The following is an 11,792-nucleotide window of genomic DNA, read 5'->3' as shown; positions in this document are numbered from 1 at the left end:
TATAAGGGGTTTGGCACTTTTGTGTTTTTTATATTTTATCAAATAAACAATTCTAAAACTGTTCATTCTTCTCCCAAGATTCAACGATATAATGTGCGATCGTCGGATTGAAGCCTTTACCAACTAAAAACATAATCGCAGCAACTTCTGTTAATGCGTGTTCATGTGATGTATGTTTTGCTTCATTTAAACCGTAATCTACCCATGGTTTTACGAAATCTAGTACGGGTTTCTTGAAAGGTAAAAACTGTGTACCGACAACTTGTTGAATTTGTTGTTGTGTTGGTTCAGTAATTGGTCCAGGTGGTAAGATTTGTGGTTGTGTAATGTCTAGTGTTGGTCCAGGTGGTAAGATTTGTGGTTGAGTTGGATCTATTGTTGGTGGTTTAGGTGGTGAGACACGTACGTCGTAGTTTGGTTGATACATTTGTTGTTGGTATTGCGGTTGTTGTGGTTGAGTTGTGTATGGATTTTGTTGATATTGTTGTTCTTGGTTTTGTGGTGCTACATATGGATTTTGTTGATATTGTTGTTCTTGGTTTTGTGGTGCTACATATGGATTTTGTTGATATTGTTGTTCTTGATTTTGTGGTGCTGCATATGGATTTTGTTGATATTGTTGTTCTTGGTTTTGTGGTATTACATATGGATTTTGAGGATATTCATAATTTGGACGTGTTTCATATGGATTTTGTTGAAATTCAGTTTCTTGATTTTGCGTTGTTGCATATGGGTTTTCGTCATATTGTGGTTCTTGCTGTTGTAACTCTTGTTCTTCGTATTGTTCTGTGTATCTCTGTTCTTGTTGTTGAGGATACAATGGTTGCCTTGGATAAGGCGGTTGATTATTATAGAACATGTTTATTCCTCCTTCATGATGATGCCTACCACCTAGTGTATGGGCGGACAAGAAAATATGTGATGAAAAAATGCGGGCGTGTTACAATAAGTAACTGGGTGAAGATAAAATGACAAAACAAGAAAAAATTCAAAAAACAATTACTTTTGTAAAACATATTTTAGAAAAAGATGCGAGTGGGCATGATTGGTATCATATTGAACGTGTACATAAAATGGCGATTTCTTTATCTGAGCAAGAAGGTGGAAATCGTTTTATAATTGAAATGGCAGCATTACTTCACGATGTGGCAGATGAAAAGCTAAATGAAAGTGAAGAAGCAGGAATGAAAAAAGTTTCTGATTGGTTAGAAGAGCTACGGGTTGAAGAAGAGGAAAGTAAACATATTCTTCATATCATCGCCAATATGTCTTATAAAGGTGGCCATGGCGGCACAGTAGAGTCACTTGAAGGGAAAATTGTTCAAGATGCGGATCGTTTAGATGCTCTTGGTGCAATAGGAATTGCTCGTACATTTGCATATGGTGGGGCGAAAGGGAGATTAATGTATGACCCAACTATTCCGCCGCGTGAAGAAATGACGAAAGAAGAGTATAGAAAAAATAATGATCCATCTTTAAATCATTTTTATGAAAAACTTTTGAAATTAAAAGATTTAATGAATACGAATGCAGCAAAACAAGAGGCTGAAATTCGTCATCGTTATATGGAACAGTTTATTGAACAATTTATGAAAGAGTGGAATGCACAAATATGAAAATGTTAACTGTGGAGAACTTATCAAAATCATATGGAGAAAAGCCGTTATTTGATGGATTATCATGTAGTATTACAGAAGGACAACGTGTCGGAATTATTGGTGTAAACGGAACTGGTAAATCGACATTATTAAAAATTATTGCAGGATTAGAAACTCCTGATACAGGTGATATGACGCATTCACGTGGGTATACAATTAGTTATTTATCACAGCAACCAGAGTTTGATGAGAAACTGACAGTATTAGAGCAAGTGTTCCATGGTGATACACCTTTAATTCGTCTTCTTCGTGATTATGAAAAAGCACTATTAAATATTGAAAAAGATCCAAGTAATGAAAAAGTACAGGAACAATTATTTGCAGTGCAGCAACGTATGGATGCAATGAGTGCATGGGAAGCAAATGCAAATGCGAAATCTCTTTTAACGAAATTAGGAATTACGGACTTCACTGCAATTGTTGGGAATTTATCTGGTGGACAGAAAAAACGTATCGCAATGGCACAATGTTTTATTGAAACACCGGATCTATTAATTTTAGACGAGCCTACGAACCATCTTGACCATGAGACAGTTGAATGGTTAGAAGAATATTTAGCGAGATATACAGGTTCGGTATTACTTGTAACCCATGATCGTTATTTCTTAGATCGTGTGACGAATCGTATTTTTGAATTAGATAATGGTAAACTATATAGCTACGAAGGAAACTATAGTACATTTTTAGAAGCGAAAGCACTTCGTGAAGAGCAAGAATTGGCACAAGAATCGAAACGCCAAAATTTATATCGTCGTGAACTTGCTTGGATTCGTCGTGGTGCAAAAGCCCGTTCTACGAAACAAAAGGCGCGTATTCAGCGTTTTGATGAGCTAAAGACACAAGAAGGACCAGCTGCAAAACAGTCAGTTGATATTGCACTTAGCGGTAGCCGTCTTGGGAAAAAAGTACTTGAGTTAAAAGATGTAACGAAAAAATTTGGTGATAAAACGGTATTAAACAACTTTAATCATATTGTGAAACCAGGCGATCGCATCGGAATTATTGGAGCGAATGGAAGCGGGAAATCTTCGCTATTAAATATGCTTGCAGGTAAGTTATCTCCTGATAGTGGTGAAATTGAAGTTGGACAAACTGTAAAAGTTGCTTATTATACGCAAGAAAATGAAGAGATGAATTTAAATCAGCGTATGATTGAATACATTAAAGAGATTGCAGAAGTTATTCATACGACAGATGGAAAAGTAATTGGTGCATCTCAAATGTTAGAACGTTTCTTATTCCCGACGCATTCACATGGTACACCACTTGGTAAACTATCTGGTGGTGAAAGAAGACGTTTATATTTATTACGTATTTTAATGGGAGAACCAAACGTACTTTTACTTGATGAACCTACAAACGATCTAGATACACAAACATTAACAGTACTAGAAGATTATTTAGAAGATTTCCCAGGTGTCGTTTTAACTGTATCGCATGACCGTTACTTCTTAGATAAAGTAGTAGATGAACTGTTCATCTTTACTGGCGGAGGCGAAGTGCGTGAATTCCTAGGTAGTTATACAGATTATTTAGAAATGGAAAAAACGAGAGAACTTATGGAGAAAGCGGAAGTTCAAAAAGAGAAAAAAGTTGTAGAAGAAGCTCCAAAACAACAACGTAAACGTAAACTTTCATACAATGAACAGCGTGAATGGGAAACGATTGAAGATACAATTGCCGAACTTGAAGAGAAAATTGAGTCAATTGGAGAAGAACTTGCGAAAGTTGGATCTGACTTCACAAAGGCACAGGAATTATCTGAAGCACAGCAGAAAACAGAAGAAGAGCTAGAAAAACAGATGGAAAGATGGAGTGAACTATCAGACATCGTTGAAGGATTAAAATAAAAACAAGCTGCATATATTGAAAAGTAAAGAGAAAAACTTTACACTATTGGTAGAACCTATTTTAGGAGGGAAAAAATGAGAACATCTAATCCAATGTTGAAAAAAGAGGCATTCCGTAAAGAGGGAGCAAGCGCTTCTGCGATGACGATTGGCGGAACAGTAGGCAAAACGTTCATTATGCTTATCTTGCTACTTGCAACGTCTGTCTATTCATACATACAGATGATGCAGGGGACGATGAAGATGCCAGTATTAATTGGTGCTTTAATCGTTGCGGCAATCATCGCATTCGCGTCTATGTTCTTCCCGCGTATTTCACCTTTTGGTGCACCAATCTATGCAGCGGTAGAAGGGGTTGTGTTAGGAAGTATTTCAGCAGTTTATACAATGAAATTTGGCGATTCTATCGTTTTAAATGCTGTATTACTAACAATCTCAATTCTATTTGCAATGTTAGTGTTATATGCAACACGCGTAGTAAAAGTAACGGATAAATTCCGTACAGGCGTTATGGCAGCAACACTTGGAATTATGGTTATGTATTTAGTCGTATTCCTACTAAATATGTTTGGTGTAACTGTTCCATACATTCACCAAGGTGGTACAATCGGTATTATTATTAGTGCAGTTGTTATTGTAGTTGCTGCATTAAACTTATTACTAGATTTCGATTTAATCGAAAATGGTGTACGTAGTCAAGCTCCGAAATATATGGAGTGGTATACTGCGATGGGACTAATGCTTACATTAGTATGGTTATACTTAGAAATTCTTCGTTTCGTTTCTTACTTTACGAAAAATGACTAATAAAAAAATCCTGCATGAAAAATGCAGGATTTTTTTATTTTCAAAGATATATTGAATGTATGGTATAATATGGATGATAGCAACTTGAAGTGAAGGAGATGGAATATGATGAAAGAGAAGAAGGGGATTATGAAAAAATTATTTTCTAAAAGTTTTTTCATAGAACTAGATGATGCTTTAACGTATCCATCATCAAAAGTCATTACTTCAGCAATAGAGAGATATGCGGCTGAATGCAATGAAAGACTAAAATTTGAGAGTAAAGTTAAACCGATTACTTTCTACTTAGAAAATGTAATGTACCGTGCTGAAATAAAGATGGCTCGCGGAGGATATTACATATCTTGTACTGAAGTGTAATAAATTTTGAAACTATACATGTTTGAACTATGTATGGTTTCTTTTTTTGTTTTGTAAGGTCCAAAATAATACTTTCTACTTACGGATATATCATTTTGTGCTTTTTACCATTCAAACATTTCTCCTTACAATGAAGAAAAACATGTGAGGTGGTATAACTTATGATGAATCGAGTTGTATTAATCGGTAGATTGACAAAGGAGCCAGAATTATACTACACAAAACAAGGCGTCGCTTATGCACGAATATGTGTTGCGGTGAATAGAGGATTTCGAAATAGTTTAGGTGAACAACAAGTCGATTTTATTAATTGTGTTGTTTGGCGCAAATCGGCTGAGAATGTAACTGAATATTGTAAGAAGGGATCACTCATTGGGATTACAGGGCGTATTCAGACTAGTAATTACGATGATGAACAAGGCAAGAGAATATATAGAACTGAAGTTGTGATTGAGAGTATTACCTTTTTGGAGAGAAGGCGGGAGGGGGCATCGTAATAAAAGGTGATTTTAAGTAATAGCTTCGGAAAAAATTGTGGAAAGTATTTTAATAAACTTAAAGAGGGGATACCGCCAGCTTTTTTGAAAAAACAAGTAAAGAGTATACAAAATTTTATAACGTTTTTTGGCTAATCCAGTAACAAACGAGAACCATAAAACCCATCACAGGATAGGAATGTATAAAAAGATGAATCGAGTGATAGAAAATAAAAAAAGGGATTCCTTCTGAGAGTAAGGAATCCTCCTTTTTGTTGCAACCGATAATAGGACGTTATGTTAATTAGAAATGTATACGATATTCATAAAATCCGAACTGTTCAATTTGTTAAAAAAAACTATAGTTGAAATTCTTTCTTTATAATTTCAGCTACTTCTGTAGCATTTAAATTCGTATTATTGATCCTTATATAATTTTTCTCTGTAATTTCTCCTTCTCTTGAATTTAATCTAAAATTTTCAAATGTGCTTAATAAATTTTGTTCAGATTGTTCAATCTTTCTTTTTGTTGGCTTATGTTCAAGTCGATGAGGTGTTTTATTTCGTTGAAGTCTTTCTTCTACATCAGCTTCTAATTCAACAAAATAAATATCAACCCCTTGGGAACGAAAAATATTACATATACTTTCAACATCATCCCAATCTTTCTTTTCATTAAACGCCCATACGTATGTAAAAATCATTCCATAATGTTCACTCTTTGAAAATGATTGAAATATTTCCTTTCGGAAAAGATGGGTTAATCGCCACATTTCCGAAGAGAATCCATACAATGGCTCCAATAAATCAATTGTCATATGGTTATGAAATAATTTTAAATCAGTCATCTTTGCTAGTTCTTGTCCAACTGTCATTTTCCCAACTGCTTGTGGCCCAAATATCAAAACAAACTTTTTCATCGAATTCCCTCCAAAAAATAATAAGACATTAATTATAAAATAAGAGATTCTGTAAATGTATCACAATCAAAATATTTTGTAGAATCTATATACTTTTCTGCCTTTTGTATTTATAAAAATAGTTGTCTTCCAATAACGAAAAATATGTAAATAAGCTATCCATATGGATAGCTTATTTACATATTTTTTTGTTTAGCGTGTTTTTTTCAAAAATAATGGCGATGCCTCAAGAAATGGATAAAAAATAAAAATCATCGGAAACGAAAGCTTTTAAAATCCCGTTCCTAATTTAAAATGTAAAAAGAATGAAATAGTATGGTAGCGGGAAGAAAGTAGTAAAATTAAGCATCCGAGTAGGAGTATAGAGTGATAACATGTTACAATACAGCTAAGAACATGCAATAAAGGAGAGTTTTTTACGTGAAGATTAAAGCAATTGAACCGACGCCAAGTCCAAACACAATGAAAGTTATTTTGAATGAAGTATTACCATCAGGAGCACGTAATAATTATACAAATGAAAATAAAGAACAGGCACCAATGCAAGTGCAAGAAATTTTGAAAATTGAAGGCATTAAAGGTGTGTATCATGTAGCCGACTTTTTAGCAGTGGAGCGAAATGCGAAGTATGACTGGAAAGTTTTATTACAACAAGTTCGTGCTGTTTTCGGCGAAGAAGTAGTAGAAGAAAGTGAAGAACAACAACTTGCTCATTTTGGAGAAGTGAAAGTGTTTGTTCAAATGTTCTTTACAATTCCAATGCAAGTAAAGTTAACAGATGGAACGACGGAAGAACGTGTTGGTTTACCTGATCGTTTTAAAGAATCAATTATGAAAGTGCAAATGTCTGCACCAAATGTTGTAAAAGAGCGTAAATGGGTGGAACAAAGTACACGTTACGGTAACTTTGAAGAAATCGGGAAAGAAGTAGTAGAAGAGATTGTTGCTGCTTATTCAGAAGAACGTGTAAATGAAACGGTTAAAGAATTATTAAATCAAGCAGGTGCTGTTGAAGTAACGATCCAAAAGCGTGAGCCATATAAAGTAACAGAAGAGATGATGAAAGATTCTGACTGGAAAAACCGTTTTGCAGCATTAGAACAAATGGATCCTACTGAAGAAGATATTCCAGTGTTGAAGATGGCGTTAGATGATGAAAAAGTTTCAATACGCCGTTTAGCAACAGCGTATTTAGGTATGGTAAAAGGTGATGAAGTATTACCGTTATTATATAAAGCTTTATTAGATCGCTCTGTAAGTGTTCGTCGTACTGCAGGAGATTGTTTATCAGATGTAGGTGATCCGGCAGCGATGTTTGTTATGATTAAATCTCTGAAAGATCCAAGTAAATTAGTACGCTGGCGTGCAGCTATGTTCTTATTTGAACTTGGAGATGAAAGTGCGATTCCAGCATTAAAAGCAGCGCAAGATGATCCAGAGTTTGAAGTAGCTATGCAAGCACGTCTAGCATTAGAACGTATTGAAGGCGGAGAAGAAGCAAAAGGTTCTGTATGGAAACAAATGACGGAGTCTCGTAAAGGGGAATAATATATGATTGTTTTCTATGATAGTTGGTGTCCGATGTGTACGGCGGTTGCAGAACGTACGAAAAAATTAGATAAAAAGGGTAAGATGAAATTTGTTTCATTTCGAGATGAAGATGTAGTTGAGAAGTATGAGCTTTCTCAAGAACTACAAAGTAAGATGGAACAAAGATTGTATATTTTTAAAAATAATAAGTGGTATGACGGCATTCATAGCATACATGTATTAGCAAAGGCCGTTCCATCTTATTGGTTTGCCGTTCCTTTTATAAAGTTATCTATCGTACTTGGTTTTGGAAGTAAAGTATACGATTATATCGCTAACAATAGAAAACTTGTTCCAGTGGGGCATTGCCGCGGTGGGGTTTGTGAAATCCCTACAAAAAAATGAAATCATCGTTATCTTTCTTTTGCACCTATTAATAGAGCGTGATATGATGAATTTGGAATGAAAGTTGAAGGAGAGATTACAAGATGTCAAATGCTTATGAAGAATACATGCGCCAAATGGTAATCCCAATGCGCCAAGAGTTAGTGCGTTCTGGGTTTGAAGAGTTAACTACAGAAGAAGCTGTAACAGAATTTATGGAAAATACATCAGGTACAACTTTAGTAGTTGTAAACTCTGTTTGTGGTTGTGCAGCTGGTTTAGCACGTCCATCAGCAGGTCAAGCGGTTGTTCGTGCTGAAAAACAACCTGATCATCTTGTAACTGTATTCGCAGGTCAAGATAAAGATGCTACTGCAAAAATGCGTGAATACTTCGGAGAAATTCCTCCCTCTTCACCATCTATGGCATTATTAAAAGGAAAAGAAGTTGTTCACTTCATTCACCGTCATGAAATTGAAGGTGCAACTATGGACGAAATTATTACGAACTTAGAACAAGCTTTCGAAAAGAATTGCTAAAGAAGGGGGAGAGTAAATCTCCCTCTTTTCTTTATATAGAGGTGAAACAATGATCGTAACAACAGCAGGAAGAACGAATAAAGAAATGACAGATTATGCAAAGCAGGTAGCCGCAGAATTAAATCGTTCATTCGTTAAACGTAATGACATACCAGTACATAAGCTACATGAGCAGTATGAACAAGATGTGCTTGTCGTAGGGAAGAACCGATTAGCTATTTATCCAAAAGGTACGGAAGAATCGTTTTTCTTTCATCCGAACTCAGCGATGTTTCGTGTGAAAAGGTTAATGCGTGGAGAACACGATCCGTTTGTACAAGCCACGCAATTAGAGAGAGGAATGACAGTGTTAGATTGTACGCTCGGGATGGCATCAGATAGTATTGTAGCTAGTTATGTTGTTGGTGAAAGCGGAAAAGTAACAGGACTTGAAGGCAATGAGTATATGGCTTATATTATGGAAAATGGTTTGAAAACATGGTCTTCATCCGTTTCTGAAATTGATGAAGCAATGCAAAGAATTCAAGTAAAGAAAACGGAGCATTTTTCATTTTTAGCGCAATGTGAAGACAATAGTTACGATGTCGTTTACCTTGATCCGATGTTTGAAGAAACTGTCATAGAATCCGACGGAATTAAAGGATTAAAACACTTCGCTTTGTATCATGATATTACTGACGAAACAATTGTGGAGGCAAAACGAGTGGCGAGAAAACGTGTCGTTTTAAAAGATCATTTTCGTAGTTCTAGATTTGAAAAACACAATTTTTATGTATACAAAAGAAAAAGTGCTAAGTTTCACTTTGGTGTAATTCACCCTTGCTAATTGTTTGAAAAGATGTATAATAAGCAATAATTAATTAAATATACTGTCTGTGATGAAGAGAGTAGTCTTTTTTAGAAGGAAAGCGAGCTAGGGATGGTGTGAGCCTAGTACGGAAGAAAAAGATGAAGCGCACTTCGGAGATGCTTCTTGAACGAATAGTAGAGAAAGCCGAGGCCCCCTGTCCTCGTTATAAACGGGAAAGTGGTTCGTAACGAACAACAAGGGTGGTACCACGGGTTAAAACTCGTCTCTTTTTTAGAGACGAGTTTTTTGTGTTTTAAAAAATAAGGAGGTTGTATCATGGATTATAAAATGCAGTTTGCGGAAAGTTTATCTAATATTTTCACGAATGAATTAACGCAAAAACAAATTTTAGATTTAATTGAAACACCGAAACAAGATGAATTTGGAGATGCAGCGTTCCCATGCTTTTCATTAGCGAAGCAATATAAAAAAGCACCAGCTCTTATCGCAAAGGAAGTTGCTGAGAAATTAAATAATCCGTTTTTTACGAAAGTAGAAGCTGTTGGTCCTTATGTAAATGTATTTTTCAATCGTGAAACTGTAAGTGATGCAGTATTAAAAACAGTTTTAGCGGAGAAAGAAGAGTTCGGTCAAAACCACTTTGGCTGTGAAAAAACAGTAGTAATTGATTATTCCTCTCCTAATATCGCGAAACCTTTTTCGATGGGGCATTTACGTTCTACAATGATAGGAAATTCGCTGAAACATATCGCTGAAAAATGTGGATATGAAGTTGTAGGGATTAATTATATAGGAGATTGGGGAACACAGTTTGGAAAGTTAATTACGGCTTATAAAAAATGGGGAAATGAAGCAGTAGTTAAAGAAGATCCAATACGTGAGCTATTTAAGTTATATGTCCAATTCCATGAAGAGGTAAAAGACGACGAAGAACTAGAAGAAGAAGGACGTGCTTGGTTTAAGAAATTAGAAGAAGGTGATGAAGAAGCGGTAGAGCTTTGGAATTGGTTCCGTCATGAGTCCCTTAAAGAATTTTCTCGCATTTATGAACTTCTCGGTGTAGAATTTACTAATTTTCAGGGAGAAGCATTTTATAATAATTTAATGGAAGATTTTATTGGGATTTTAGAAGAACATGAGTTGCTTGAAGAATCAGAAGGTGCATTAGTCGTTAATTTAGAAGAAGAAGGAATGCCGCCTTGCTTAATTAGAAAATCAGATGGTGCGACGATTTATGCAACGCGTGACTTAACGGCAGCTTTATATCGTCAAAACACTTATGGGTTTGATAAAGCGCTATATGTTGTTGGTCCAGAACAAAGCTTACATTTCAATCAATTTTTCACCGTATTAAAAAAACTTGGCTATACTTGGGTTGATGGTATGGAACACGTACCGTTTGGCTTCATTTTAAAAGATGGTAAGAAAATGTCGACACGTAAAGGAAGAGTTATTTTACTTGAAGAAGTACTCGAAGAAGCAATCGAACTTGCAAAACAAAATATTGAAGAGAAAAATCCAAACTTAAAACAGAAAGAAGAAGTAGCAAAGCAAGTCGGTGTTGGTGCAGTCATCTTCCACGATTTAAAAAATGAGCGTATGCACAATATCGAATTCTCATTAGAAAACATGCTGAAATTTGAAGGAGAAACAGGACCTTACGTACAGTACACACATGCACGTGCTTGTTCTATTTTAAGAAAAGAAAGTGTAGAATTTGAAACATGTACATTTGCTTTAAAAGACGATCATAGCTGGAGTGTCGTAAAATTACTAAATAAATTCCCGCAAATAATTGAAGCAGCTTTCAATAAAAATGAGCCATCTATTATTTCGAAATATATATTAGATGTAGCACAATCATTCAATAAATATTACGGTAATGTTCGTATATTAGAAGAGAGCAAAGAAAAAGACAGCAGACTCGCATTGGTTTATGCTGTGACGGTTGTATTAAAAGAAGGATTACGTTTACTTGGGGTGGAGGCACCTGAGGAGATGTAACATAGTAGTAAACTGACAAACTGGGTCTAGTATAAACCTGGTTTGTTTTTTTATTGAATATATATTTTTTTTGCAAAATCAATTAAAATCTTTTTAGAGAGGGTGATTCATATTGATTCGAACTTTTATTTTACAAATTCCTTGTCATAGAAGATTAGATAGGAGTTTTTTTAAACTACAAAAGTACATACCTTTATGTGCGCGTTGTACAGGCATGCTTATTGGTATTTTAATGTTTCCAATTTATTTTTATATGACACCTTCATTTCTTTTGGCAATCATACTATCATTTTTCGCTCAAATTCCGTTACTTATCGATGGGTTCACCCAAAAGTGGAAATGGAGAAGTAGCTCAAATTTGCTAAGAATAACTACTGGTGTATTAAGCGGTAATGGTATGGGATTATTCATTTCCTCTAGTGTTATATGGATATTATCTTAAGATATATAGTA

13 protein-coding genes and 1 other annotated feature are annotated in these 11,792 nt (G+C 35.1%); of the genes, 11 read left to right on the top strand and 2 right to left on the bottom strand.

The genetic code is table 11. The annotated features are described in order from the left end of the window. Window positions 1–52: 52 nt before the first annotated feature. Window positions 53–859 (bottom strand): hypothetical protein, encoded by an 807-nt coding sequence (locus B9A45_RS19100; protein ID WP_021728044.1) that lies wholly within the window; start codon window positions 857–859, stop codon window positions 53–55. Between the two features lie 109 nt (window positions 860–968). Here B9A45_RS19100 and B9A45_RS19095 point away from each other — a divergent pair, with 109 nt between their 5' ends. From B9A45_RS19095 to B9A45_RS19075, 5 genes are all read left to right on the top strand, one after another. Beyond that, the gene (locus B9A45_RS19095) at window positions 969–1,616 is read left to right on the top strand and encodes an HD domain-containing protein (protein ID WP_000165966.1); all 648 of its coding nucleotides are present in this window, start codon (window positions 969–971) and stop codon (window positions 1,614–1,616) included. Next, complete coding sequence (locus tag B9A45_RS19090; RefSeq protein ID WP_084064541.1) at window positions 1,613–3,508, top strand: ABC-F family ATP-binding cassette domain-containing protein; 1,896 nt, start codon at window positions 1,613–1,615, stop codon at window positions 3,506–3,508. Before B9A45_RS19095 ends, B9A45_RS19090 begins: the two co-directional genes overlap by 4 nt. A 75-nt stretch (window positions 3,509–3,583) precedes the next feature. Further along, on the top strand, window positions 3,584–4,315 hold the full coding sequence (locus tag B9A45_RS19085; protein WP_001260655.1) for a Bax inhibitor-1/YccA family protein: 732 nt from the start codon (window positions 3,584–3,586) through the stop codon (window positions 4,313–4,315). A gap of 105 nt (window positions 4,316–4,420) precedes the next feature. Then, window positions 4,421–4,675, top strand: a complete 255-nt coding sequence (locus B9A45_RS19080; protein ID WP_000975130.1) for a DUF4318 domain-containing protein — start codon at window positions 4,421–4,423, stop codon at window positions 4,673–4,675. 161 nt (window positions 4,676–4,836) lie between these two features. Next, on the top strand, window positions 4,837–5,172 hold the full coding sequence (locus B9A45_RS19075) for a single-stranded DNA-binding protein (RefSeq protein ID WP_061655194.1): 336 nt from the start codon (window positions 4,837–4,839) through the stop codon (window positions 5,170–5,172). Between the two features lie 338 nt (window positions 5,173–5,510). Here the strand turns inward: B9A45_RS19075 and B9A45_RS19070 are convergent, their stop codons facing one another. Further along, window positions 5,511–6,071, bottom strand: coding sequence for an AAA family ATPase (locus tag B9A45_RS19070; protein ID WP_000714950.1), 561 nt, complete (start codon window positions 6,069–6,071; stop codon window positions 5,511–5,513). A 420-nt stretch (window positions 6,072–6,491) separates the two neighbouring features. On the opposite strand from B9A45_RS19070, the gene B9A45_RS19065 reads away from it, so the two are divergent. The 6 genes from B9A45_RS19065 (at window position 6,492) to B9A45_RS19040 (ending at window position 11,781) form a co-directional block, all read left to right on the top strand. Next, the gene (locus tag B9A45_RS19065) at window positions 6,492–7,619 is read left to right on the top strand and encodes a conserved virulence factor C family protein (protein WP_000692580.1); all 1,128 of its coding nucleotides are present in this window, start codon (window positions 6,492–6,494) and stop codon (window positions 7,617–7,619) included. Window positions 7,620–7,622: 3 nt separating this feature from the next. Next, on the top strand, window positions 7,623–8,006 hold the full coding sequence (locus tag B9A45_RS19060) for a thiol-disulfide oxidoreductase DCC family protein (RefSeq protein ID WP_000634873.1): 384 nt from the start codon (window positions 7,623–7,625) through the stop codon (window positions 8,004–8,006). Window positions 8,007–8,089: 83 nt separating this feature from the next. After that, the gene (locus tag B9A45_RS19055) at window positions 8,090–8,524 is read left to right on the top strand and encodes a BrxA/BrxB family bacilliredoxin (protein WP_000063706.1); all 435 of its coding nucleotides are present in this window, start codon (window positions 8,090–8,092) and stop codon (window positions 8,522–8,524) included. A gap of 49 nt (window positions 8,525–8,573) precedes the next feature. Further along, window positions 8,574–9,350, top strand: a complete 777-nt coding sequence (locus B9A45_RS19050) for a class I SAM-dependent methyltransferase (protein WP_000637450.1) — start codon at window positions 8,574–8,576, stop codon at window positions 9,348–9,350. Between the two features lie 40 nt (window positions 9,351–9,390). Next, window positions 9,391–9,605, top strand: a binding site (T-box leader). Between the two features lie 45 nt (window positions 9,606–9,650). Further along, window positions 9,651–11,339, top strand: coding sequence for an arginine--tRNA ligase (gene argS, locus B9A45_RS19045; RefSeq protein WP_000384923.1), 1,689 nt, complete (start codon window positions 9,651–9,653; stop codon window positions 11,337–11,339). A 112-nt stretch (window positions 11,340–11,451) separates the two neighbouring features. After that, on the top strand, window positions 11,452–11,781 hold the full coding sequence (locus B9A45_RS19040) for a DUF2085 domain-containing protein (protein ID WP_000621475.1): 330 nt from the start codon (window positions 11,452–11,454) through the stop codon (window positions 11,779–11,781). Window positions 11,782–11,792 lie beyond the last annotated feature (11 nt).

This window comes from Bacillus sp. JKS001846, assembly GCF_900176455.1.
Classification (GTDB): domain Bacteria; phylum Bacillota; class Bacilli; order Bacillales; family Bacillaceae_G; genus Bacillus_A; species Bacillus_A cereus.
Note: the sequence above shows the minus strand (reverse complement) of the source record. Positions and strands in the feature narration are given on the sequence as shown.